Consider the following 24,512-nt stretch of genomic DNA (forward strand, 5'->3'; position numbering starts at 1 on the left):
GATGAGTGTTCAAAGAAGCACGGTCATCTTCGCCTGGATCCTTCTTCTTCCGGCTGTCCTTTATGTTCTCGCGATCGTCGCCTACCCGCTGGTCGATACGTTCATTCTCTCCTTCACCGACGCCTCCCTCAAAAAGACCACCAATTGGGTCGGCTGGATCAATTACGAAAAGATCTTCGATGCGCGGTTTGCGGAGGTCATCTTCCGTACCTTCATCTGGACGTTCTTCTCGGTCGCCTTGAAAATGGTGATCGGCACCTTCGGTGCGACCATGCTGAATGCCGCGGTGCCCGGCCGCTCATTGTTCCGGCTTTTGACCATGCCGCCATGGATCGTGCCGATGGCGATCGGCATCTTCATGTGGGGCTGGATGTATAATGGCCAGTTCGGGATGATATCGGGCATGTTGCAGCGCTTCGGTCTCGTCGACGGCCCAGTCGCCTTCCTCGCCTATGGAAGCACGGCCTTCTGGGCCACGATCATCACCGACGTGTGGATCGGCGTGCCGCTGGTGACGATCTACTTCCTGGCGGCGATCCAATCGATTCCGAAGGATCTCTACGAGGCCGCCTGGACCGACGGCGCCGGTCGTTGGTATCGCTTCCGCCGCATCACGCTGCCGCTGATGGTTCCGGCGATCATCACCATGTCGATGCTCTCGCTGATCGCCACCTTCAACTCCTTCGACATCATCTGGATTCTGACTCAGGGCGGACCGAGCGGCGAGACGACGACGATGATCATCGATACCTATCAGACCGCGATCGGCTCGAAGAAATACGGTGAAGGTGCAGCGCGCGCCGTTTTGATCTGCATCTTCCTGTCGCTCTTCTGCTTCGCCTATTTCCGCGTTACCCGCCGCCTCAATCCGGAGAAGCGCGCATGAGCAGTGCAGCCATGATCGACCGTTATCGCTGGTGGGAAATCATTCTGATTTATTGCGGCATCGCGGTGTTTCTTTTCTTCGTGCTGTCGCCCTTCGTTGAAGGTTTCCTGGTTTCACTGAAGCCGCTCAGCCAGCTCTTCTCCTCGCCCTACCGCTTCTGGCCGGAGAACGGCTCGTTCGAAGCCTATCGGACGATGTGGATCAGCGTGCCGGGTTTCGGTCGCTATATCTTCAATTCTTTCTTCATCTCGATCATCGTCACGCTGATCGTGCTTTGCCTCGTCATTCCGGCAGCCTATGCCTTCGCGAAGTTCGAATTCAAGGGCATGGGGATCCTGCTCGGCGCATTCCTGACCGTGAACATGTTCTCCGGCGCCGTGCTGTTGATCCCGCTCTTCCGGCTGATGCGCAGCATGGGTGTGCTCAACACCTATCTCGCGATGATCGTGCCGGGCGTCGCCTTCCTGATCCCGTCGGCGATCTGGCTGCTGCGCACCTACATGATCCGTATTCCGCAGGAACTCAACGAAGCCGCCTATATGGATGGCGCCAGCCATTTCTACACGCTTCGTCGTGTCATCCTGCCCATCGCGATGCCGGGGATTATCGTCGTCGCCATAACCACCTTCATCGGCGCTTACGCCCAGCAATTCATCTTCGCGCTGACGTTCAACTCGAAGACCGAATACATGCCCTTGCCGGTGGGGCTCTTTGCTTACTTCGGCAAGCAGGAGGTCATCTGGAACGAACTGATGGCGGCCTCCTTCGTCGGTATCGCGCCGGCGATGGTCGTCATCTTCTTCCTTCAGCGCTACCTTGTCGGCGGGCTGACCGCCGGTGCGGTGAAACAATAAGACCAAAAAACGAGTGAACAGCTAACACAAGAATGGGAGTCACGACGTGAGCATTACCATCAAGACAGGCCTTATGGGGCTCGCTTTGCTCGGTTCGACGGCACTGACCACAGTCACTGTCCAGGCGGCCGACAAGGAAATCAGCTGGATCTATTGCGGCGACACGATCGACCCGGTCCACACCAAATACATCAAGCAGTGGGAAGAAAAGAACACAGGCTGGAAGATCGCCCCCGAGGTCGTCGGATGGGCGCAGTGCCAGGACAAGGCAACGACGCTTGCCGCTGCAGGCACGCCGGTGGCGATGGCCTATGTCGGTTCGCGCACGCTGAAGGAGTTCGCGCAGAACGACCTCATCGTTCCGGTGCCGATGACGGACGACGAGAAGAAGACCTACTATCCGCACATCGTCGACACGGTCACCTTCGAGGGCTCGCAGTGGGGCGTTCCGATCGCCTTCTCTACCAAGGCGCTCTATTGGAACAAGGACCTCTTCAAGCAGGCCGGCCTCGATCCCGAGACGCCTCCGAAGACCTGGGCTGAAGAAATCGAGATGGCAAAGACCATCAAGGAAAAGACCGGCATTCCGGGCTTCGGTCTCTCCGCCAAGACCTTCGACAACACGATGCACCAGTTCATGCATTGGGTTTACACCAACAACGGTGCGGTGATCGATGCCGACGGCAAGGTCACGCTCGACAGCCCTGAGATTCTTGCTGCGCTGAAGGCCTACAAGGATATCGTTCCCTACTCCGAAGAAGGCCCGACGGCCTACGAGCAGAACGAAGTCCGCGCCATCTTCCTCGACGGCAAGGTCGCGATGATCCAGGCAGGCTCGGGTGCGGCCGACCGTCTGAAGAAAACGAAGATCAGCTGGGGCATCACGACACTGCCGCTCGGTCCCGACGCCAAGGGCCCCGGCACGCTGCTGATCACCGACAGCCTGGCGATCTTCAAGGGTTCAGGGGTCGAGGACAAGGCGACGGAATTTGCCAAGTTCATCACCTCGCCCGATGTGCAGTCCGAATACGAACTGCAGGGCGGCGCCGGCCTCACTCCCCTGCGTCCGTCCGCAAAGGTCGACGAGTTCGTCGCCAAGGATCCTTACTGGAAGCCCTTGATCGACGGCATCAGCTATGGTGGTCCCGAGCCGCTCTTCACCGACTATAAGGGCTTCCAGAACTCGATGATCGAGATGATCCAGTCCGTGGTGACGGGTAAGGCCGAGCCGGAAGCGGCGCTCAAGAAGGCTGCTGGCGAAGTCGAGGCGTTCAAGTAAGCTTTTGGGCACCTTGGGATCGCGGACGGCAACAGCCCGCGATCCCTCCCCTACAGCGCCGCGCGTCTTTTCGAGAGCCGCAAGGGAACGCTGTAACACTTTGAATTGCTGCATATTTTATCTCTAAATCGAATCCGATTTAAGGAATTTGCAGGAACGATGATCGAATGTGCGACGAAGGCCGCCGGTGGAGACAGATTTTTGGGACAGCTCTTTCTCAACAAAGTTCAGAAGTTCTATGGCGACTACGAAGTTCTGAAGGGCGTGCAGCTCGATGTGAAGAACGGCGAGTTCGTCGTCTTCGTCGGGCCCTCAGGCTGCGGCAAATCCACCCTGCTGCGCATGATCGCCGGTCTCGACGCGACGAGCGCGGGCGACATCGTCATCGATGGTATCAGGGTCAATGACCTGCCGCCGGTCAAGCGCGGCATCGCCATGGTGTTCCAGTCCTACGCGCTCTACCCGCACATGACGGTCTTCGAGAACATCGCCTTTCCGCTTCGCGTCGAAAAGATGGAGGAGGAAAAGCTCAAGGCCAAGGTGGAAAATGCAGCGCGCATCCTTCACCTCGAACAACGGCTGCAGCAGAAACCCGGCATGCTGTCCGGTGGCCAGCGCCAACGCGTGGCGATCGGCCGCGCCATCGTGCGCGAACCGAAGATATTCCTGTTCGACGAGCCGCTCTCCAACCTCGACGCAGCACTTCGCGCCGACATGCGCATCGAGCTTGCCAAGCTGCACAGGCAGTTGAAGGCGACGATGATCTATGTGACGCACGACCAGGTCGAGGCGATGACCATGGCCGACCGTATCGTCGTGCTGGATTCCGGCGATATCTCCCAGACGGGGGCGCCGCTGGAGCTTTATCACAAGCCCAGAAATCAGTTTGTCGCCGGCTTCATCGGCAATCCGAAAATGAATTTTCTCCCCGTGACCTGCAAAAGCGTTAGCGCCAATGGCGTCGAGGTGGAGTATCAGGGCCAGACAGCCCTGTTGCCGGTGACGCCGCGCGATAGCATGACCGGTAAGGCTTTGACGCTCGGCATCCGGCCGGAGCATATCCAGCTCGGCGGCGGCGATATCGTCTTTACCGTGACGCCGACGGTCATCGAGCGCCTCGGGGCCAATACGGTTGCTTACGCCTCGCTCAACGGCGAGGCCGAGAATTTCTGCGCCATGCTGCCCGGCAGCGTCGGCATCCGCGCGGACGCGCCGGTTGCAACCGGCATCAATGCCGTCGATTGCCACCTGTTCGACGAGGCGGGCGTGGCCTTCGAGCGGCGCGTGGAACTCACCGAAATCGATATGAACGTGATCAATCCAACGGCGGCCTGAACCGACTGGTTCTGTGTCGGCGGTTCGTCCTGCAGCGTCGAGTCAAGTGGCTATCGGACGCTAGGCAATTACGGCTGCCGGCCGGCACATATTACCCAGCCGGGGAATTTCACGAACCCCTATGTGCAGACCTTCCCCGGGGCGAGTTTTCCCGACCCGCGCTACTCGCCTATGCTGGAAAGCAATTCGTCGAGCTGCTCCAACTGCTCCGGCAATGCGGCCGCCGAGCCCTGTAGTGCTTCCTCAAGCGCCTCCTTGGACGGATAGACCTCGTGGAACTTCAGTAGTGTCCTTCCGCCTTGGTCCTCGAAGGTCACGGTCGTGATCGCGCCCTCTTCGCCCTCGTCGTTGGTCCAGACGATGCGCTCGTTCGGCACCGCCTCGAGATACTTGCCATAGAAGGCCATGGTGTCCGAACCGCCGGAGCCGAATTCCAGCCGATATTTGCCGCCGGTACGGACGTCCATATCGCACGATACGAGCGAAACGCCGGATACCGATTTTGGCACCCACCAGCGTTGGAACAGCTCGGGCTGGCTCCACGCCCTGTAAACCGTGCTCGGCGGCGCATTGAATGTCCGCGTTACGACAAGTTCGCGATCCCCTCTGCGCTCGACTGACGTGCGGTTCTGCGCACCACCTGCAATGTTAACTTGAGTCATCGCTTCCCTCCCGTTTCATTTCGCTGATGATTTCGTCCAATGCTTCGAAGCGGGCTTCGAAAAGCTTGCGATGCGCCTCGATCCATTCGGCCTCCGCCTTGAGGCCGCGTTTCCCGAGCTTGCAGGTTCTCACCCGTCCGACCTTCTGCGTGACGACGAGCCCCGCCCGCTCGAGAACCTGGACGTGCTTCTTCATGCCGGTCAGCGTCATCTGGAACTTATCCGCGAGACTGGTAATCGACGCGTCCCCTCGCCCAAGCTGATCGATGATCCCGCGGCGGGTCGCATCGGACAGCGCCGCAAACGAGAGATCGAGGGGAGGACTTAGATACTGAACCATCTAGTTCAGTGTTTAACCTGCTTGCGCAGGAAGCGCAAGTGTCCCGAAATTTTCATGCCGTAGACCGGTCATCCGAGGTCATGCGCCGCGGCGGCGGCAGCAAAAAATCGTCTGCGTGGGTCAAAAGCGGACCTGCGAGCCGCTGATGAACGAATGTCAGCATTCAACGCCTGCTCTCCGAAAGCAGTCCGCCGCGCGCACGTGTTCTGATACTCGTTGCTGATACCGATCCCTTCGGCGATCAGCCACTTCGCCCTCAACCCGAACCGGCTCCTACCAGACGAGGCCGCGGGCGGCGACCTCTTCGACGCGGGTCACGATGCCGCCCCGGTGGAAGACCATCGTGTCGAACAGGTTGGAAACCACGCAGGTGTGGTTCGGGATGATGAAGACCTTCTCGCCGATCTGCGGCCGGGGGCCGGTGCAATTCGACAGGTCGATGACGCCATGCTCTTCCGAGAGGCTGCTGATCCGTGCCTCGGGATAACCGACGATCAGTCCGTAATCGCTAAAACCCTGAAGATCCGATGTCAGAGCCTTCGAGCCGGCATCGATAACGGCGCGGTCGGCGTTTGGCCGCGACACGACGGTTGCCAGCACATGCATGGCGCAATCGTCCTCGGTGCAATGGCCCATGCGCACCATCTGGCGATCATTGTAGATATAGGTGCCGGCGCGGTGTTCCGTGGCCGAGGTGACGAGATGCGCCTCGAAAAGGCTCGGCGTTCCGCCATTGCTGACGATCGGGCAGTCAATGCCTTCCGATGTCAGCTGTTGCAGCGTTTCGGCGATGAAGGCTTCCACGGCGGCCGCCGATTGTGGCTTCGGGTAGGTCACGATGCCGCCGAACACCAGACCGTCGGCAGCGGCAATGCGCTTGGCGAGCGAGGCCGCCTCTCCTGATGTCTGCACGCCGCAGCGGCTGCCGCCCGTATCGCATTCGACCAGGACTGTCAGCGGCTTGTGGCCGGAGAAATGCGCTGCGAGCCCGTCGACCGTCACTTCGCTGTCGGCGACGACCTTGAGGGCCGAAATTCTGTCGTTCAACTTGGCCAGGCGCTCGAGTTTCTGTGGTCCCAGGATGTTGAAGGTGATGAGGATGTCCTCGAAGCCGGCAGCGGCAAAGACTTCGGCTTCCGTCACCTTCTGGCAATTGATGCCCTTGGCGCCGGCGGCAACCTGCGCGACGGCCAGGGCCGGGATCTTGTGGGTCTTGATATGCGGGCGAAAATTCAACCCGTGCTGATCCATATAGGATTGAACGCGGCTTATGTTCGCAGCCAGTCTGTCTTCGTCGATAACGGGACGCGGCGTCGAGAGATCGGCGATGCGGTCTCCTGCCTTGGCGACGACGGCAAACCTGGCATCAGGCATCTAGGCGGCTCCGCGTTCTGTTCCATGTGGATCGGCAACGATCGGCCATATGGTCTTCGGTGCCCGCTGGTACGGCGTCGTCGCCGGATTATTGGGATAGGGCGTTCCGGCAGAGCAGTAAAGGATTTCCGCCGCAATCTTCGAGAAGGAGGCGAAGAAGTGGTTGGTGGATTTGATCACCAGGATCTTCTGCCTGGCGGGATTGATGCCCATCACCGAAAACAGGCTCGGATCGAAGCTCTGGGCGCGAGTCGAGTTGAGGATGATGTCGATGCCGTTGAGGACGATATGTGCGGCATCGCCGAAAGGTGCGAGGCTCTCGCCGAACTGCATCTCGGCATTGTTCACCAGCTTGACGACCTTCACGGTGCCATCGATGGGATTGCCGGTGCCGGGCGCCGACTTGGCGCCGAAGCGCAGCGGAATTTCTGCCCCCTCGCCCGCTGCAAAACAAATCTGGACGGCCACCGGATCCCAGATGGTGCCGATCGCAGCACTGGTGACGCCGCGGGCCATGAGCTCCCCGAGAATGACAGTCGCATCGCCTGCCGTGCCGCCGCCCGGATTATCCCAGACGTCGGTAATGACAACAGGCCATGCGGTGGCGGTCATCGCGCGTGAGACGGCTTCCTTCTCGTCGATCTGCGGGACCATGAAGGTGCCGCGCTTCGAAAACAGCTCGAGGCCGAGTTCGCGCGCCAAAGCCGCGCCCTTTTCCGGCTTATTATCAGTCACGACAAGCAGCTTCGTTCCCATTTCAGGAACGTCGCCCACCATGAAGCCGTGGACCACCGAGATCGACAGGACGTCCGGATCATCCTTCTCGATCTGCATGATCTTGTCGACGAAGGAGCGCATGGGCTCGCGCGATGTCGGGAAGACGTCGATCATCTTGCAGTCGAACACCGACATAACAGGCTTGATCCGGCCTTCGAGCGTTTCGACAGCGATGCGCCAGAGGTCCTCGGCGCGGTCGACGAAGTCGGTATGCGGAAACTCCTTGAAATAGACCGCGAAATCGAGTGCGGCGACGCGTTTTGCCGTGAGATGGCTGTGCGGATCGAGTTCGGCGCAGATGAGCACATCAGGCCCGACGATCTGGCGGATGCGCGAGAGAAGATCGCCTTCCGTATCCTCGTATCCGGCCGCCACCATGGCGCCGTGCAGGCCCATGACAACCGCGTCGACAGGCATTGCCGCGCGGAGTTGACCGAGAATTTCGTCACGCAATTCCTCGTAGGTCGTCCGGTTGACGAGGCCTGCGGGGTCGGCCCAGGTGGCGGTTCCCTCAATCAGCTCCCAACCCTTTTCAGCAGTGACGCGCCTTCCGACGGTGATCGGCGCGGTGCAGAGCGTTGGCGTTTCGGGATGTTGGCCGGGCGGGGCATAAAGCGATGCTTCGAATGCGCGACGATCCACGCAGATCGGGGAAAAGGTGTTGGTCTCGGTCGCCAGTGCTGCCGTGAAAATGCGCAAGAAAGTGGCCTTCGTGTTGTCGGCCCTGCGTCAACCCATCGGGTTCGGCAGGTAGCCGGTGAAACCTGAGATTTTCCAGCGTCCTTGGTGAAGCCTGCAATAATAGAGCGTCTGCCATTGCATGACATCTCGGGTGCCGTCAGGCTTGGAAATGCCGCCGTCGAATTTCTTGCGGACGAGCGCCATGTCGCCTTCGATTTCGATGTCTTCCAGCGTCGTCGTGGTGAAGATCGCCGTGCGCGTATCTTCTGCGAAACTCTGTTGGGCGAAATCCTGCGCCTGCCTCAGCCATTCCTGGCGATAGGCAGACAGCGTCGGAAATGCGAGGCGCCAATTGTCGGGGCTGACTTCCTTTCGGCCATCGATGCCGATGAAGCCCTCTTCCACGAAATCACCAGCCACCATCGACCAATCGGCGGCGAGAAAGGCATCGATATCGCGCGGAACGAGCATTTCCCAGATGGCATGCCGGGCACTGTCGGAGGGGAAAGGGTTCTTGAAAGGATCGCGCATATTTGCCCCGGATTGAAATTCTTTTCATAAATCGCGTTTTTCACTGGTCAAATTCTGCTTTCTATGGTCATTTGTCAACTTATCAAGAAAATAATTTGCAAGGACTTCAGCATGCCTATCAAGCGCTATGGCACTGTTCAAACGGGCGCCGGCGGCAAGGCGCTGCCTTTCGCGCGTGCGGTCGAAGCCGACGGATGGCTGTATGTTTCCGGGCAGGTTGCGATGGAAGATGGTGAAATCATCGACGGCAACATCATTGCCCAGACCCACAAGACGATTGCCAATGTTCTGGCAATCCTCGATGAGGCCGGATACGGCGTCGAGGACGTCGTGCGCGTCGGCGTCTGGCTCGACGATCCGCGCGACTTCTGGACCTTCAATAAGATCTATCAGGAGTATTTCGGCGAACATCCGCCGGCGCGCGCCTGTGTGCAATCTTCGATGATGGTTGATTGCAAGGTTGAGATAGACTGCGTGGCCTATAAGAAGAAGGGCAAATAGAGAACCATTTGGGGGGACGGGCTTGGATATCTTTTCAACGCTGCAGGAAGACAAGAGCAGGCTCTCTCCCTCCGAGAACCGCATCGCGGAGATCATCGTCAACGATTTCGAGTTTGCCGTGAACGCCTCGATCATCGAGCTCGCGGAACGGGCGGAGGTTTCGCCGCCGACCGTCACACGCTTTTGCCGCCGGCTCGGTTGCGAAAGCTTTTCCGACTTCAAGGTGCAGCTCGCCCGGACCGCCCATATCGGCGTTCGCTATCTGAAACCGGAATCGAAAAGCACCGATCCGGCCGATGTTGCGCAGGATATCATCACCAAGGCCCAGAACGCGCTCTTTCTCCTGCACCGGTCGCTCGATCTTGCGGCGATTGAAGCCGCCGTTTCGCATATCGCCAAGGCCGATATGATCTATGCGTTCGGATCGGGCGGCAATTCGTCGATGATCGCCGACGAGCTCCAGAACCGGCTCTTCCGTCTCGGGCTTCGCATCACGGCAAGTTCCGACCACAGCATGCAGCTGATGATGGCTGCCGCGGCACGGCCGGGCGATGTCGTGATCGGCTCGTCCTTCTCGGGACGCAATACCGAGCTGGTGCGCGCCTTCGAGCTTGCCCGCCAGGCCAAGGTGAAGACGATCGCCCTGACGCAGTCGGCAAGCCCGGTTGCGAAGGCTGCCGAAATCGTCGTGCCGATCGACCTTCCCGAGGGCAATAACATCTATCGCCCGACCTCAACGCGCATCGCCTACATCGCGACGGTCGATATTCTGTCGAGCCTCGTCGCCTACGCCGTTCAGCCGAAGGCAACGACCACGCTTCGGCGTATCAAGCAGCAGCTTGTCATTCACCGTGACGGCGACGACCGGCAATTGCTTGGAGATTGAGACCCATGAGAATCCGGTTGTGAACGGGAGCGGCAGGAAATGACGCAGTCGATAGCCATTATTACGGGCGCTGCCGGCGATATCGGCGCGGCGATCGCCGCACGGCTTGCCGATGACCATGATATCGTGTTGCTCGCCGATATCGATGCTCCGGCTGCGGCTGCCGTGGCGTCGAGGCTCGGGCCGGACAATCGCTTCGTCGCCGTCGGATGCGATGTGACCAGCGAGACGAGCATTGCGGAATTGGCGAGACGCGCTGCGGAGGCCGGTGTGGTTCGAACCCTGGTCAACAATGCCGGTGCCGCCCGCGCGACCAGCCTGCACGAGACGACGCCCGAGATCTGGCGGGCGGACAATGCGCTCAACCTCGAGGCGGCATTTTTGTGTTTCCGCGCATTCGAGCCTATGCTGAAGGCCTCGAAGGGTTCCGTCGTCAACATCGCCTCGGTCAACGGCCTGCATGTCTTCGGACACCCGGCCTATAGCGTCGCCAAGGCCGGCCTTCTGCATTTCACCCGGCTGGTCGCCGTGGAATACGGCAAGTTCGGCATCCGGTCCAACGCCGTCGCACCCGGCACGGTGAAGACGCAGGCCTGGGAAGCACGCGCGGCAGCCAATCCGAATGTTTTCGAGGAAGCACGCCGCTGGTATCCGCTGCAGCGCGTCGTCGATCCCAAAGATGTTGCCAATGCCGTGGCCTTCCTTGCCGGCCCCCAGGCCGCAGCCATCACCGGCGTCTGCCTGCCTGTCGATTGCGGCCTCACGGCCGGCCAGGCCGAGCTCGCGCGAACCTTCTCGCAATCGGAACATTACTGAAACCTAGAGCGGTTCAACTTTTCATGGAAGCGCAGAACCGCTCTAACTTTTTGTTTTTACGCAATTCCGGACGAAAAACCGCTTCGCACTTTTCCTGGAATTGCTCTAGAGGAAGACGAGAGGAGCAGGTTGTGAAGCCGGCTTACTTCTGACCGATGACCGCATGAGCCGACTTTTTCCCGACGTCTTCCGCACTCCGGCGATCCGCGCCAGCATGATCGCCATTTTCACCTTCGGAATGGCGGGGGCGATGACCGCACCTTACCGTTCGGTCGTAGGTATCCGCGAATTGGGCTTGAGCGACGGTCTCTATTCGTTCCTGAGTTTCGTCTCGGCGGCGGTGAACGTCGTCATCAGCATTCTGCTCGGCAATCTCGCCGACCGGCTTGGCGAGTACCGGTCGACGATGATCGGCGCCTGCCTCTTCGGCATCGTCGGCTATGGCATGGTCTACGCCTTTCCCACAGCGGCTGTCTTCGTCATCAGCGGGTTGCTGCCCCTGCCGATCTACGGGGCGCTGAACTCGCTGCTGTTTGCGAATGCGCGCGCGGCGATGCACGGCATGAACCGAAGCGACATGGTGACGGCCAACTCGGGCGTGCGCGCCATGATCTCGCTGTCCTGGGTGCTGATCCCAGGGATAACCGGCCTGCTGCTGTCTGGCGCATCGAGCATGCTGCCGGCCTACCTCTTTGCCAGCATCTCATGCCTGCTCTGCCAGGGCATCATCGTCTTCGCCTTGCCGAAGCGCGCGGGAACGGAGATGGCGGCGGCTCATCATCTCAGCTATCTCGGCGCGCTTCGCCAAGTGGTTTCTCCGCGCATCTCGGCGCATATTTGCGGGGTGGCGCTCATCACCAGCACGCTGCATCTCAATGACGCCCTTCTGCCATTGATCGCCACTGGTGCGGCGCATGGCAGGTTGAGCGACGTCGGCATTCTCGTTGGCATTGTCGCATTGCTGGAAGTCGTCTTCATCGTCGTCTGGTCGCGGATCGCGCGCAAGGCCGGCCAGATGACGGCGCTTGCTGCCGGTACCATCATCTATGCCGTGTTCCTCAGTCTTCTCGGTTTTGCCTCTGAGCCGTGGCACCTCTATGCGCTCACTTTGCTTGCGGGCATGGGAGCGTCGGCGATCATCAGCATTCCGATCACTTATCTGCAGGATCTGATCGCCGACCGACCGGGGCTCGGCAGTGCACTGATCTCCGTCAATATCTTTGCCAGCGCCGGGATCGGCGCGCTGGTCTTTGCCGCCGGCACCTACGTGACAGGTTATTCGGGAACGGCCATCCTGAGCGCCGTCACCGGATTGGCGGGGATAGCGATCATCGGCCTCCTGCATAGAGGCAAAGCCCGCTAAAGCGCGTCGCGATCTTTCAGATTCGCTTGTCGCGCTTGGGGTCTTTGTTTTTACGCATGTCGTTGTCGCAAAACCGCGGCACAGTTTTGCGCGACATGCTTAGTCCAGGGACGTGACGAAGAATGTGGCTTTCATCGGTGTTCGTCTTGTGACAAGGGTGACGCACCATTTCTTTGAAGGCGACATGAAGGCAATTTCCGGCACGAATCTCGAGCAGGCCAAGTCTCACAACCGGCGTGTGGTGATCGAGGCTGTCCGCACGAACGGTCCCTTGTCGCGCGCAGCGATCGCCCGGATGACGGCGCTGACGGCCCAGACCGTGTCGAATATCGTCGAGGAACTGGAGAGATCGCACCTTCTCGTTCCGTCCGAGGCGCAGAAGCTGGCGCGCGGCCAGCCGATCATTCCCTACACCATCAATCCGCGCGGCGCCTATTCGATCGGCCTCGAACTTGGCCGCCAGCGCGCCAGCGGGGTCCTGACGGATCTCTCCGGCGCAGTTTGCGCGCGCATCGAGCGCCATGTCGAACATCCAGATCCGCAACGTGCCATGCCAGCTCTTCAGTCCATCGTCGAGGATCTTCAGCAGGCCTTCGTTTTCGATCGGAACCGGCTGCTCGGCGTCGGGATGGCCCTGCCCGGCCGCTATGCCGATGGCGGCACCACCTCTCTCAGCCCGCTGAACCTGCCCGGCTGGCAGGGTTTTCCTGTCGGGCATGAGCTGGAACAGAGGGTTAAGGTGCCGGTGCTCGTCGAAAACGATGCGACGGCAGCAGCGATCGGCGAGCGTCTTCACGGCGTCGCCCGCGGTTTGGGCAGCTTCGTCTATCTCTTCCTCGCCGGCGGAGGCGGCATCGGCGCCGGAATGTTCCTCGATGGTCACCTCTACAAGGGCAGCCGCAACAATGCCGGTGAGATCGGGCATATCATCGTCGAACCGCAAGGCAAGCTCTGCAGCTGCGGTAAGCGCGGCTGTCTGGATCGCTACATCTCGTTGACGGTCGCCTACGAATTCATGGGCATTGCCAACGCCGAGGAGCTTTCGCCCGATGATCTCGATGCGCTGATCGCCAAGGGCGGCGAAGGTCTCGACGCCTGGCTGGATCAGGCCGTCCAGCCGCTGCGGCAGACCGTCGACTTTCTGGAACTGGCCTTCGATCCGCAGACCATCGTGCTTGGAGGCAGCATTTCGACATCGCTGATGCTTCGGCTTGCCGAGCGGCTGGAGCCGCTGCACACCCCGATCGACCCCAACCAGAAGCGGACATTGCCCCGCGTCATGATCGGCATGACCGGCAAGGATACGGCGATCCTCGGCGCCGCCGCCCTGCCGATCTTTTCCGAAACCAATCCGCGCTTCGACGTCCTGCAAAAGCCGCTCGGCTAGAGCAATTCCAGCAAAAGTGCGTAGCGGTTTTGCGTCCGGAATTGCGTGAAAACAAAGAGATAGAGCAATTCCGTGATTCGGAGAAAAACGGAAAGGCTCTAGCACACCTCGTCACGGGAGATTGCCGAGGCCGGCGCCTCATCCGGCTGCCGGCAGCCTTGCATCTGCCTGCGGCGGGCGACGGACTAGAGGTCGCGCAAAGATGACCACGTTCCCGAGAAGCGTCAGCGCCAGGCCGATCAGGCCCAGACCGCTCCAGTGGTAGCCCTCGAAGACCGTCGACAACGACAGGGCGACGATCGGGAACAGGACGGTGGCATAGGCAGCGCGTGAGGAACCGATGCGGGACACCAGCATGAGGTAGGTGGTGAAGCCGATCACCGATCCGATCGCCGCGAGATAGAGCAGGGCGGCAAGATAGGTGATGTTAGGCGGCGCCACGATCGGCGTTTGCGTCACGGCAATCAGGAGCAGGAGGACGATCGCGCCATAGGTCATGCCCCAGGCATTGGCGGTCAGCGGTGAGATTCCGGCCGCGCTGTTTCGACGCGACGCCATATTGCCCAGCGAGAAGAACAGCGTGCCAAGCGCTGCGAGCCCGATCCCTTGCAACGTGCCCATATCGAAATCGACGACAACGTCCTGTCCGAAAAGCAGGAGGAGGCCGATTGCTCCGAGCGCGGCTGCGAGAAGCGTGCGGCCTGTAATGCGGTCGCCGAAGAAGAGGCGCGCATTGACGGCATTGTAGATCGTTGCGAGCGAGAAGATCACGGAGATCAGCCCGGACGGGATAGAGGCGGCGGCGTTGTAGAAACAGATGAAATTGAGGCTGAACAGGCAGAGCGCCTGCGCAAGGATGAAAGGTTGATCGCGCAAGGCAGGGAGCTTGAGCCGCCGCATGACAGCCAGGATGGCGACGAGGATCACTGCTGCGACCGCAAATCTGTAAAAGACCGAGACCAAGACCGGCACGGGACCGACCTGCATCGCAATGGCGATCCAGGTCGTCCCCCATATGAGGACGGTTGCGATGAAGAGAGCGGCATTTGCCATGGAGTGATCCTCGTTTTCCCGACCAATAGGCGAACCGTGAGCACGCCTCTTGCAGATTCTTGCTATCAAATCGATTTGCCCGGACTTCCGGCTCGCCATGCGGGTCGTCCGCCGGTATTGTTCGCGCGGCATGGTCAGGTGTGGGGAAGAATTGGTGAAATATAGTCACCCCTCGGTTTTCGGGTTTTTGTCAGCATCTCCCACTGCGCGGATGTCACAGTCCATCGATTTGGGGTTCGGGCGATCAGCTGCCATCTGGAGCAATGCACACGACAGGATGAGCTATCAGCGGCCGAACGGTCATACGTTCAGTCTTTATCTCAAAGGCGGCGCCGGAACGCGTCGTCTAGATGGCAGCCCCGCCGCGCGCGGCCGTCCGGGAGTGCTGTGCATCATGCCACAGGAGCACTCGTCCGAATGGGAAATCACCGACTTCTCCCAATTCGTCCATCTGTATGTTCCCGACGACCAGATGCGGCGGATGTTTGCGGAGACGTTTGACCGCGATGCTCGGCTCATGGCTCTTCCCGAAGTGACCTTCGCAGATGCACCCGCCTTAGCGCGCACGCTTTGGCAGATGACGCAAGCGATGGTGGCGGGCGGTCATCTGCAGGCTGAAGAAGCGATGGCACAGACGATCAACGATTTCTTCGTCGATCCTCGTTATGGAGGGATGCGTCCCTGCGCGATCAGCGGCGGGCTCGCTCCTCATGTGCGGCGCCGGAGTCTGGAGTATATCGAGGCCCATCTCGGTGAGACAATCCGATTGCAGGATCTGGCGGCGATCGGGCAGCTCAGCGCCTTTCATTTTCAGCGGATGTTCCGGGCAAGTTATGGTGTGTCCCCACATGGCTGGGTGGCTCACCGGCGTGTCGAGCGCGCCAAATCGATGTTGTCAGGCATGGACCCAATAGCGCAGATCGCTTCGGCCTGCGGCTTCAGCAGCCAGAGCCACATGACACGGGCATTCAAGTTGGGCACAGGCGTCACACCCTCTGCCTATCGGCAACGACAGTGAAGCCCCTTCGCTCGACCGCCCTTCTCTTTTCCGAAACCAATCCGCGCTTCGACGTCCTGCAAAAGCCGCTCGGCTAAACCGAGGGCTCTTCGGCCTTCCCGGGCCTCACTTCACCGCGATGACGACCTTGCCCTTAACGCGGCCTGTCTCCACATAGTCGAGCGCCTCGTTGGTCTTCTCGAATTGGAAGGACCGGTCGATGACGGGGCGGATGGCGCCCGCCTCGATCAGCGAGGTGATCTTGCCGAGCTGCGCGCCGTTTGCCGTCATGAAGAGGAAGGAATAGCCGACCCCCCGGCGTTTCGATTTCCGCCGGATGCCCAAACTCAAGAAGCGCATGACCTGCCGCAGCAGCCAGCCAAAGCCGTTTTCCCTGGCGAAATCGGGATCGGGCGGACCTGATATCGAGATCAGCTTGCCGCCGGGCTTCAGGACGGCGAGCGATTTCTCCAGCGTATCCTTGCCGAGGCTGTTCAGCACAACGTCATAGCCCTTCAGCACCTTTTCGAAGTCGTCCTTCTTGTAGTCGACCACCACGTCGGCGCCGAGGCTTTTCACCAGATCAATATTTGCCGTGCTCACGGTCGTCGCCACATGGGCGCCGAGATGTTTGGCAAGCTGGATCGCAATGGTGCCGACGCCGCCGGAGCCCGCATGGATCAGCACCCTCTGCCCCTTCTGCAGCTTGGCGCGCTCGACCAGGGCCTGCCATGCGGTCAGCGCCACAAGTGGAATGGATGCGGCTTCTTCCATGCTGAGATTGGCGGGTTTCAACGCGACATCGCCAGCGTCGATGGCGATATACTCGGCGAAGGTGCCGATGCGATCCTGGCCGGGACGCGCATAGACCGCGTCGCCGGGTTTGAACTGCCGGACATTGGCGCCCACCCGAACCACGACGCCAGCAACATCATTGCCGAGCACCAATGGAAGCCGGTAAGGCAGGATCAGCTTGAACTCTCCGTCCCGGATCTTGGCATCCAGCGGGTTCACGCTGGCGGCATGGATCTCGACCATGACGTCATTCTCGCGCAGCTGCGGTTCAGGGCTCTGGCCGAGCCTGAGGGCGCCGCCCTTCTTGTAGCGATCGATCAGGAATGCTTTCATGGGACGAACTTTCGTTTCTGTGGTGTGCCGGAAATGCGGTAAGGCAGGCTCAACCGGGAAGTTTGTTGAATTTCCGGAGGCTCTTGTCGACGAAGGACTCGGGCAGGAAGCGGCGGATGAAGCGGACCTGTCCTGCCGCCTTTCCGGCAGTATAGCGTCTCTTGGGCGATGGCGCATTGGCGGCCCTGACGACGGTTGCGGCGACCACCTCGGGCGCATCTCCTTTTGAGACGATCTCGCGCATCAGCTTCTCCGCAACGGCGCGCACTGCATCATAGACGGCAAGCGGCCGGTCGGGGCGCGTGATGTTCTCTTCGAACGAGGTGCGGGTGATACCCGGTTCGACCAGCACGACGCGGATGCCCTGTGTCCGCACTTCATGGTCGAGGGATTCCGAATACCCTTCGATCGCGTGTTTGGTCGCTGCGTAGAGTGCGTTGAAGGGCGCCGGGATCAGCCCAAGGATCGAGCTCAGGTTGACGATCCGGCCGCTACGCTGCCGCCGCATCACCGGCAGTACTGCATTGGTCATGCGCATCGTGCCGAAGACGTTGACGTCGAATACGGCTTTGGCCTGCGCCGTCGTCGATTCCTCGGCGCCGCCGAGCAGGCCGATCCCGGCATTGTTGACCAGAAGATCGATCCGTCCCGTGCGCTTCAGAATCTCGTCGACGACGCTCTGCACGGATTGATCGTCGATGACGTCGCAGACCAGCATGGTGATCCCATCGGCGGTGTCGGCCATCGGCTTTCGGCTGGTGCCGAACACCCGGTAACCGTCGCGCCGCAGCGCCTTCGCCGTCACCAGCCCGATGCCGGAGGAAGCCCCGGTGACCAGGGCAATGCCGCGTTCTCTCTTGCTCATTGACGTCTGCCTTCGTTTTTGTCGTGGAATATCTATGCGCATTCTGTTACTATCAAATCGATAGCAAGTCACTACTAAAAAGATATCGACATGAAGAATCTTTCGGAACAGCCCTGCCTGATCGCCCGTAGCCTGGCGCTCGTCGGTGATGCGTGGAGCATGCTGATCATGCGCGACGCCCATGCGGGGCTGACCCGCTTCGATGAATTTCGCAAAAGCCTCGGCATCGTCCCGACAATGCTGACGGGGCGGCTGTCATCGCTGACCGAGGAAGGATTGCTGGAAAAGCGTCGCTATTCCGAGCGTCCGCCGCGCGACGAATATGTGCTGACGGAAGCCGGCCGCGACTTTCTGCCGGTGCTGTTTGCAATCGGCGCCTGGGGCCGCAAGTACCGCGGCGGCGGCGACGTCACCCGTTTCTTCGACGCCGAGACTGGTACGGAAATCGATCCCGTCACCATCGACCGCGCGACCGGCGCACCGATTGGAACACGTCCTATTCGTATCGCCGCACCCGAATGTCAACCGCCCGCGGCAGATGAAGCGGCCACCTGACAACTCGCCTTGAAGCCGATGTCAGTATCCCCCGCCATCACCGCCTCCGGCGATGGCAAGGGTGATCCTCAAATAAAGCCCGCGGCGCCAATCCGAGTGCTACGACTGCTGCAGTCCGTAGAGCAGCGGCATCAGTCCTGCGAGCGCCCTGAAACGCTCCCACGACTTGGATGACGGCTTTGTCCAGCCCGTTTCGGCCAGTGCGGAAAGGCGCGGGAATACGAGGCGGTCGAAAACAGCGCGATCCGTCATCGGCTCGGACCAGATGCAGGCCTGGATGCCCAGGAGTTTCTGTTTCTGGATCGCCGTCCAGCCACCGATGGGATCGAAATTGTAGAGCTTCTCGGCATCCGAAGTCCCTGCCCAGCTGGCGCCGGGCTCGTCCCAGTCGGGCCTGAGCGCCATGTCGAGGTAGTAGACCTGTCCGGGGCAGACGACGATTTGGTAGCCGCGCTCGGCAAGTTCGGCCGAGACCTCGACATTGCGCCAACTGCAGAGATAGCTCTTCGATTTGTCGATGACATCGCCGTGGGCAGCCTCTTCCCAGCCGCCGGTGATGCAGCCTTTGCTCGCAAGGAAGCGCTGGACGCGGCTCAGGAACTCCGCCTGCAGGATGGCGGCACCCGAGCCGTGGATGTCGTCGGCGCCATGGGTATTGGTCACGACGTTCAGCCGTTTGGCATGCGCATCGGCAACCTCGTTGCCGGCCACGCTGCGCAGGCGCTCGAGCGCTTCCGGCGAGCCGGACCACGCGCCAAGCGGAACTTCGTCGGCGCCGAGATGGATGATCTTGAACGGAAAGAGTTCGATGAGCTCGGAGAGGATCGTCTCGATGATCTCATAGGTCTTCTCGCGGGCCGGATTGATGCAATTGTCGGGAAAGCCCTGAACCGAATAATAGCTGCCGACCTCGGCCGGATCGCGCAGCTCCGGTATCGCCTGCAGCATGGCGTAGCAATGGCCGGGGACATCGATCTCCGGCACGATCTCCACGCCGAAGCTCTTGCCATGGGCGACGATCTCGCGGATGGCGGCCTTGGTGTAATAACCGCCGGTGCGGGCCGGGCTCGAACCGAGCAGCGGCGGAACGGCCAGACCGTGGCCGCGCCAGGCGCCGACCGCGGTCAGATCAGGATAGGCGTCGATCTCGACGCGCCATGCTTCGTCGTCGGAAAGGTGCCAGTGGAAGCGGTTGAGCTTGTTCCAGGCAAGCACCGCCAACAGCTTCTTGACCTCGGCGGCGCCGTAGAACTGGCGGGCGACATCGAGATGCAGCCCGCGCCAACCCATCGACGGCTCATCGACGATCTCGCCGGCGGCCGGAAACTGGAAGACCTCGGGATGCAGCCTTGCACCGCGCCAGATCTGGCCGAGCGTGACGAGACCGTAGAGGAAGCCGGTCCGGCTGCTTGCCTCGATCGTGATCGCCTCACCCTCGAAGCTCAGCCGATAGGCCTCCGGCTCGAACCCGGCGGCATCCTTCAGGGCAACCGGAACCGCGCCTTCCGCCTCGCTCCGTACGATGCCCTCGACGGCAAAGAGATGCTCGACCAGCGCTGCGAAGTTTTGTGCTGCCGCCTCCCCTTCAGCGCTCTGCGCCTGCGGCGCAAAACCGGCCGGCAGCGGCCGGCGGGAAGTGACCGACACATGGTTCGGCCAGGGGATGATCGACACCTGAACGGGCGCATTGACGGGAACCGGATAGATCTCGGCGCCACGCTTCAGCGGCGCATTGCTGACCGAAGATCGCGTCGGCTCTATGGTGAGGACGATCGTGCTGCCATCGGAAAGCGCGAGATAGCCGCTCGTCGCGCCGTCCGTCCAGTGGCGGAACTGCCAGCTCAACGCGTAGACCGAAATCGTCCACGTCTCGCCGGCGCCGAGAACGAAATTGGCCGGCGGCTGGAATTCGGTGAAATTCGAGAGCCGTTGTGAGACCGTCGCGCCTTCGACGCGACCCGCCGGATCGACACGGCCCGGGCCGCTCACGCAGAGGGAGAAATTCGAAAGCGGCTCGGTGCCGAGGTTCTTGAGGCGCAGGACATAGGAAAACTCCTTACCATCAGCAGGCGGATTCCAAAGGGTTTCAAGCCGCAGGGCTTTCGGTCGCGAAATGGACATGGTCACTCTTCCTTCTGAAGATCAGGTCTTGAGCATTCCGGCGTAAATGCCGGGAGCGGAATTGGGGATAGGCATGGCCCCGACGGCCTTTTCGTAAAAGGCAGAAGGGCCGACGTCACCGATGATCGCATAGGCATAGCCCATCGCTTTCAGGTCGTTCAGGCTGGCAAACAGCAATGCCCGGCCGATGCCGAGCCCGCGAAGGCTTTCGTCGACGCCGGTCGGTCCGAAGAAGCCGCGCGCCGTCGCTTCATGGCAGGCAAAACCGACGAGCTTCTGTTCGCGCGTGGCGATGAAGCAGGTCGGCGGCAGGCGGGTCATCGCGACGGATGCCTCGCTCGCCCATCCCTCACCGAACTGTTCTGCGATCCAGCTGATGATCAGCCGGAATTCCGGCGGCAGGGCCCGGCGGATCGTCACACCCTCGCGGGCCATTCGCTCGGGCGATTGCGTATCTTGCGGCAGGGTGGAGAGGTTGACCAGATAGTCCACTTTGCCATCCTTCAGCCGGAAACGCCGAGCGCGCGTATGAAATGATTGGAGCCGACCTGCTCGACGACAGTCGATTCCGGACGGCTGAGCGAGCGTACCTTTTCTGCTTGTTCGAGGAAACGCGCGCTTCCGCCCGTCACGAACGGCCGGCTGCCATCTGGAACGGCTGAAAGCAGCAATCTTGTATAGGGATGGCGCGGATCGGACAGAACCGCATCGGTGTCGCCCCATTCGACCATCTGGCCGGCGAACATGACGACGATCTCTTCGGCCACATGTGCGGCCGTTGCAATGTCGTGCGTGATATAGAGCATGGCGAGCTCATTCTCGCATTTCACTTTCGCGAGCAGGTCGAGAATGTCCTTGCGGATGGAGACATCAAGCATCGAGGTCGGCTCATCGGCGACCAGCACGCTCGGCGCGACGGCCAGTGCCCGAGCGATATTCACACGCTGCCGCTGCCCGCCCGAGAGTTCATGCGGGAATTTCTGCCTGGTCACATCGGGCTCCAGCCCGACGCTTGCCAGCAGGCGGGCAATCTCTTCGGCAAGGTCCGCCCTGGAGCCGCTCTGCCGATGCAATTGCAGTGGCCGCGCCAGATGATGGCTGACCGTGAAGGCTGGGTTGAGCGACGAGAACGGATCCTGGAAGACCATCTGCACCTCCCTGCGGTACTGATGCTCATCCTTCGCCTCGCCGCGGGCGGTCAGATCCTGCCCGCGGAAAAACAGCCTGCCGCCCGTCGGTTTGTCCAAGCGGGCGATGATGCGGGCGCAGGTCGTCTTGCCGCAGCCGGATTCGCCGACCAGCGCCAATGCCCGCCCGGGAAAGAGCGAGAAGGACACACCTTTCAGCGCATGTACCGGGCCGAAATTACGCTTGATGGCTTCGAGCCGGATCACCGCGTCGGCGACAACAGGATTTGCCTCCGCTTTCATGCCAAGACTCCCAATAGATGCGGATTGCCCGGAAGCTGCGGAATGGCATTCCAAAGCTTGCGGGTATAATCGTGCCGCGGCGCTTGAGCGACTTGGCGCACGTCGCCCACTTCGACGAGTTCGCCCTTCAGCATCACCCCGATGCGCTGGCAGAGCTGCGCCATCAGATGCAGGTCATGGGTGATGAAGAGCACCGAAAAACCATAGGTCCGCTGCAGATCGACGACCTGCTCGAGAATCTCCCGCTGCACGACCACGTCGAGAGCCGTCGTCGGTTCGTCCATGATGATAAGCTCGGGTCTCAGCGCCAGGCAGATCGCGATGACGATGCGCTGGCGCATGCCGCCGGAGAACTGGTGCGGGTAATCGCCGATGCGATGTGTGGGGATGCCGACGAGGCGGAACATCTCCTCGCCGCGAGCCCTTGATTCCTCATGCGAGCAACCGGTGTGTCGGCGCAGAACGTCATGGAACTGCGCCTCGACCCGCATCAGCGGATTGAGCGAATTCATCGCGCTCTGGAAGACCATGCCGATGCGCTTCCAGCGGATTTTCTGCAACTCGCGTTCGGGCAGCCTCAGGAGATCCTGTCCGTCCAGCCGGATGCTGCCGCCGCTGATCCAGGCAGGCGCCTTGGAAAGACGCGTGATGGCATAGGCAATCGTGCTCTTGCCGCAGCCGGATTCACCGGCTAGCCCGAAGATCTCGCCGCGGCCTATATTGAAGGAGACGTCCTTGACGGCCCGGAACTCTCCCTTATCGATGAGGTAATCGACATTGAGTTTTTCGATTTCCAGAAGATTGTCGCTCATCGGCCAAGCTCCAGTTCCCTGTTGCGAGCGCGGGTGAGGCGGAACCAGCGCGTCAGCGCCGGGCCGGAGCGCAGCTGCGGATTGGCGATCTCGTCGAAGGTGAAATTCAAAAGAGCAAGGCCTAGCCCCGTCAGCGCGATGCCGACTGCCGGCACCCCGATGTCCCACCATGCGCCGACCATGATCGCCGAGGAATTCTGGGCATTGTAGAGCATCGTGCCCCAGGAGACCTTCAGCGGATCGCCAAAGCCCAGATATTCGAGCGTCGTCTGGGCAACGATGGCGTAGATGATGCTGCCGACGAGGTTGATGCCGATCAGCGTCGTCAGGTTCGGCAGGATTTCCACGAAGATGATGCGCCAGGCCGGCTCTCCGATCATCTTGGAGGCTGTGACGAAGTCACGATTGCGAAGCGCCATCGTCTGCGAGCGTGTCATGCGGGCGCCCCAGGGCCAGGAGGTCAGCGCGATGATCGCCATGATCGTCATCGGCCCCACCGTCCCGGCGAAGGAGGCGAGCAGGATCAGCAGCGGCATGTTGGGGACAACAAGCACGGCATTGGTCGCAAGATCGAGCACCGCATCGGTCCTGCCTCCGGTATAACCGGCGACGAGGCCGATGGCCGTGCCGAGAACGGTGATGGCAATGCCCGTGGCAAAACCGACGGAGAGAGAGCTACGTGCGCCCCAGGCGAACTGGCGATAGACATCCCGCCCCATCTTCGTCGTGCCCATGACATGTTCGATCGACGGCGGTTGATGCGAGCGCCCGACACGCGCTCCGGGCTCGCCGGGCGCAACGATCGGCGCAAACAGCGCCATCAGCCACAGAGCCACAATGATGATGAGGCCGGCCAGCGCTTTCTTCTGCCTGAGGATGGGCCGCAGCGTAAAGCTCATCATACGGCCTCCCGCAATCTGGGATCGACGAGCCCGTAGATGATGTCGACGAGGAAGTTGGCGCCCAGCGTCGCGAGCGTCATCAGCAGCAACTGTCCCTGGATGACAGGATAATCGCGGGCGATGCTCGCAGTATAAAGCGTCAGTCCCAACCCCGGATAGTTGAAGACGATCTCGGTGACGATCGAGCCGCCGAAGATGGCGCCGAGCATCAGCGCCAGGTTGGTCAGAACAGGAAGCATGGCATTGCGTGCGCCGTAGCCGAACATGACGGTGAGGTGGCTGAGCCCCTTGGCGCGCGCCATGGTTACATAGTCCTCGCCGAGTACCGAGATCATCGACGAGCGCATCGTCGTCTGGAATTCGCCGATCAGAAACGGCGAAAGCGTCAGGACCGGCAGGATCGCATGGGCGAACACGCTGCCAATGAAGGTGAAATCGAAGGCGGGATCGAGGTTGGGATCATAGGCATATCCCACCGGAAACCAGCGCAGTGAGACCGCGAAGACGAAAAGTGTCGTCAGCGCCACGATGACAGGCGGCACCGAAATCATGATCACGGAAAGTGGCGAGACGATCGTGTCGAAGCGTCCGCCGCGACGCCAGGCCGAGATCGCGCCGAGCACGACACCGACGCAGAGCGAAAAGATGATCGCGGTGGTGACAAGGAAGACTGTCCAGAGCGTCGAACGGCCAAGAACCTGGACGACCGTCTGGGGGTAATATTTGACCGAGACGCCGAGATCGAGGGTCGCCAACCCCTTCACGTAATCGACGAACTGCCAGAGCATCGGCTGGTCGACCGCGCCGAAGCGCGCCTTGATCGCCTCGACGGCGGCAGGTGTTGCCCGCGGGCCGAGCTGGGCGACCATGGCATCGACAGGACTCCCCGGCATGAGCCGGGGAAGAATGAAGTTCATGACGATGGCGAACGCCAGGGCGACCGCATAGACGCCGAGGCGCCGGCTCGAAACGCGCAT

General features: G+C 60.9%; 25 protein-coding genes. 11 read left to right on the plus strand and 14 right to left on the minus strand.

Annotated elements, in window-relative coordinates:
- Position 1 precedes the first annotated feature (1 nt).
- From MOV76_RS08360 to MOV76_RS08375, 4 genes are all read left to right on the plus strand, one after another.
- Positions 2–886 carry a carbohydrate ABC transporter permease gene (locus MOV76_RS08360; RefSeq protein ID WP_018448633.1) on the plus strand — a complete coding sequence of 295 codons (885 nt, stop codon included), beginning with the start codon at positions 2–4 and terminating at the stop codon, positions 884–886.
- Positions 883–1,740, plus strand: a complete 858-nt coding sequence (locus MOV76_RS08365; protein ID WP_168331976.1) for a carbohydrate ABC transporter permease — start codon at positions 883–885, stop codon at positions 1,738–1,740. Before MOV76_RS08360 ends, MOV76_RS08365 begins: the two co-directional genes overlap by 4 nt.
- A 73-nt stretch (positions 1,741–1,813) precedes the next feature.
- Entirely contained in the window at positions 1,814–3,019 is a 1,206-nt protein-coding gene (locus MOV76_RS08370) for an ABC transporter substrate-binding protein (RefSeq protein ID WP_018246089.1), read from the plus strand.
- 201 nt (positions 3,020–3,220) lie between these two features.
- Positions 3,221–4,354, plus strand: a complete 1,134-nt coding sequence (locus tag MOV76_RS08375) for an ABC transporter ATP-binding protein (RefSeq protein ID WP_247264313.1) — start codon at positions 3,221–3,223, stop codon at positions 4,352–4,354.
- Between the two features lie 161 nt (positions 4,355–4,515).
- Here MOV76_RS08375 and MOV76_RS08380 read toward each other — a convergent pair whose 3' ends face one another.
- The 5 genes from MOV76_RS08380 to MOV76_RS08400 form a co-directional block, all read right to left on the minus strand.
- Positions 4,516–5,016, minus strand: coding sequence for an SRPBCC family protein (locus MOV76_RS08380; RefSeq protein WP_247264314.1), 501 nt, complete (start codon positions 5,014–5,016; stop codon positions 4,516–4,518).
- On the minus strand, positions 5,003–5,356 hold the full coding sequence (locus tag MOV76_RS08385; protein ID WP_018448637.1) for a helix-turn-helix transcriptional regulator: 354 nt from the start codon (positions 5,354–5,356) through the stop codon (positions 5,003–5,005). Before MOV76_RS08385 ends, MOV76_RS08380 begins: the two co-directional genes overlap by 14 nt.
- A gap of 273 nt (positions 5,357–5,629) precedes the next feature.
- Positions 5,630–6,730 carry a D-TA family PLP-dependent enzyme gene (locus MOV76_RS08390; RefSeq protein ID WP_247264315.1) on the minus strand — a complete coding sequence of 367 codons (1,101 nt, stop codon included), beginning with the start codon at positions 6,728–6,730 and terminating at the stop codon, positions 5,630–5,632.
- Positions 6,731–8,206, minus strand: coding sequence for a M81 family metallopeptidase (locus MOV76_RS08395; protein WP_247264316.1), 1,476 nt, complete (start codon positions 8,204–8,206; stop codon positions 6,731–6,733).
- A gap of 30 nt (positions 8,207–8,236) precedes the next feature.
- Complete coding sequence (locus MOV76_RS08400) at positions 8,237–8,719, minus strand: hypothetical protein (protein WP_247264317.1); 483 nt, start codon at positions 8,717–8,719, stop codon at positions 8,237–8,239.
- A 111-nt stretch (positions 8,720–8,830) separates the two neighbouring features.
- Between MOV76_RS08400 and MOV76_RS08405 the strand changes: the two genes are divergently transcribed.
- The 5 genes from MOV76_RS08405 to MOV76_RS08425 all read left to right on the plus strand — a co-directional run bounded on the left by MOV76_RS08405 (position 8,831) and on the right by MOV76_RS08425 (position 13,672).
- Positions 8,831–9,220, plus strand: coding sequence for a RidA family protein (locus MOV76_RS08405; RefSeq protein ID WP_047618009.1), 390 nt, complete (start codon positions 8,831–8,833; stop codon positions 9,218–9,220).
- A 22-nt stretch (positions 9,221–9,242) separates the two neighbouring features.
- Positions 9,243–10,106 carry a MurR/RpiR family transcriptional regulator gene (locus tag MOV76_RS08410; protein ID WP_183620041.1) on the plus strand — a complete coding sequence of 288 codons (864 nt, stop codon included), beginning with the start codon at positions 9,243–9,245 and terminating at the stop codon, positions 10,104–10,106.
- Between the two features lie 39 nt (positions 10,107–10,145).
- Positions 10,146–10,922 (plus strand): SDR family oxidoreductase, encoded by a 777-nt coding sequence (locus MOV76_RS08415; RefSeq protein ID WP_247264318.1) that lies wholly within the window; start codon positions 10,146–10,148, stop codon positions 10,920–10,922.
- 163 nt (positions 10,923–11,085) lie between these two features.
- Positions 11,086–12,285: an MFS transporter gene (locus MOV76_RS08420; protein WP_247264319.1), complete on the plus strand. Its 1,200-nt coding sequence runs from the start codon at positions 11,086–11,088 to the stop codon at positions 12,283–12,285.
- A gap of 184 nt (positions 12,286–12,469) precedes the next feature.
- Positions 12,470–13,672, plus strand: coding sequence for an ROK family transcriptional regulator (locus MOV76_RS08425; RefSeq protein WP_018246100.1), 1,203 nt, complete (start codon positions 12,470–12,472; stop codon positions 13,670–13,672).
- A gap of 138 nt (positions 13,673–13,810) precedes the next feature.
- Here the strand turns inward: MOV76_RS08425 and MOV76_RS08430 are convergent, their stop codons facing one another.
- Positions 13,811–14,725 carry a DMT family transporter gene (locus tag MOV76_RS08430; protein WP_247264320.1) on the minus strand — a complete coding sequence of 305 codons (915 nt, stop codon included), beginning with the start codon at positions 14,723–14,725 and terminating at the stop codon, positions 13,811–13,813.
- Between the two features lie 277 nt (positions 14,726–15,002).
- Here MOV76_RS08430 and MOV76_RS08435 point away from each other — a divergent pair, with 277 nt between their 5' ends.
- Positions 15,003–15,743, plus strand: coding sequence for a helix-turn-helix domain-containing protein (locus MOV76_RS08435; protein WP_028732565.1), 741 nt, complete (start codon positions 15,003–15,005; stop codon positions 15,741–15,743).
- A gap of 105 nt (positions 15,744–15,848) precedes the next feature.
- On the opposite strand, the gene MOV76_RS08440 is transcribed toward MOV76_RS08435, so the two are convergent.
- Positions 15,849–16,850 (minus strand): NADP-dependent oxidoreductase, encoded by a 1,002-nt coding sequence (locus MOV76_RS08440; RefSeq protein WP_027687544.1) that lies wholly within the window; start codon positions 16,848–16,850, stop codon positions 15,849–15,851.
- Between the two features lie 49 nt (positions 16,851–16,899).
- Positions 16,900–17,715: an oxidoreductase gene (locus tag MOV76_RS08445; protein ID WP_065277738.1), complete on the minus strand. Its 816-nt coding sequence runs from the start codon at positions 17,713–17,715 to the stop codon at positions 16,900–16,902.
- A gap of 90 nt (positions 17,716–17,805) precedes the next feature.
- Here MOV76_RS08445 and MOV76_RS08450 point away from each other — a divergent pair, with 90 nt between their 5' ends.
- The gene (locus MOV76_RS08450) at positions 17,806–18,270 is read left to right on the plus strand and encodes a helix-turn-helix domain-containing protein (RefSeq protein WP_247264321.1); all 465 of its coding nucleotides are present in this window, start codon (positions 17,806–17,808) and stop codon (positions 18,268–18,270) included.
- Positions 18,271–18,369: 99 nt separating this feature from the next.
- On the opposite strand, the gene MOV76_RS08455 is transcribed toward MOV76_RS08450, so the two are convergent.
- Genes MOV76_RS08455 through MOV76_RS08480 form a run of 6 tightly spaced genes read right to left on the minus strand, consistent with a single transcriptional unit; the run spans position 18,370 to position 24,512 of the window.
- The gene (locus MOV76_RS08455; protein ID WP_130759268.1) at positions 18,370–20,391 is read right to left on the minus strand and encodes a beta-N-acetylhexosaminidase; all 2,022 of its coding nucleotides are present in this window, start codon (positions 20,389–20,391) and stop codon (positions 18,370–18,372) included.
- Positions 20,392–20,412: 21 nt separating this feature from the next.
- On the minus strand, positions 20,413–20,883 hold the full coding sequence (locus MOV76_RS08460) for a GNAT family N-acetyltransferase (protein ID WP_028732561.1): 471 nt from the start codon (positions 20,881–20,883) through the stop codon (positions 20,413–20,415).
- 11 nt (positions 20,884–20,894) lie between these two features.
- A complete protein-coding gene (locus tag MOV76_RS08465) occupies positions 20,895–21,821 on the minus strand; it encodes an ABC transporter ATP-binding protein (RefSeq protein ID WP_247264322.1) in 927 nt (308 codons plus the stop codon).
- On the minus strand, positions 21,818–22,633 hold the full coding sequence (locus MOV76_RS08470) for an ABC transporter ATP-binding protein (protein WP_247264323.1): 816 nt from the start codon (positions 22,631–22,633) through the stop codon (positions 21,818–21,820). The genes MOV76_RS08465 and MOV76_RS08470 overlap by 4 nt, the downstream gene beginning before the upstream one ends.
- Positions 22,630–23,532, minus strand: a complete 903-nt coding sequence (locus tag MOV76_RS08475; RefSeq protein WP_247264324.1) for an ABC transporter permease — start codon at positions 23,530–23,532, stop codon at positions 22,630–22,632. The genes MOV76_RS08470 and MOV76_RS08475 overlap by 4 nt, the downstream gene beginning before the upstream one ends.
- Positions 23,532–24,512 carry an ABC transporter permease gene (locus MOV76_RS08480; RefSeq protein ID WP_247264325.1) on the minus strand — a complete coding sequence of 327 codons (981 nt, stop codon included), beginning with the start codon at positions 24,510–24,512 and terminating at the stop codon, positions 23,532–23,534. The genes MOV76_RS08475 and MOV76_RS08480 overlap by 1 nt, the downstream gene beginning before the upstream one ends.

It is taken from the genome of Rhizobium sp. PRIMUS64 (assembly GCF_023006465.1).
Classification (GTDB): Bacteria; Pseudomonadota; Alphaproteobacteria; order Rhizobiales; family Rhizobiaceae; genus Rhizobium; species Rhizobium leguminosarum.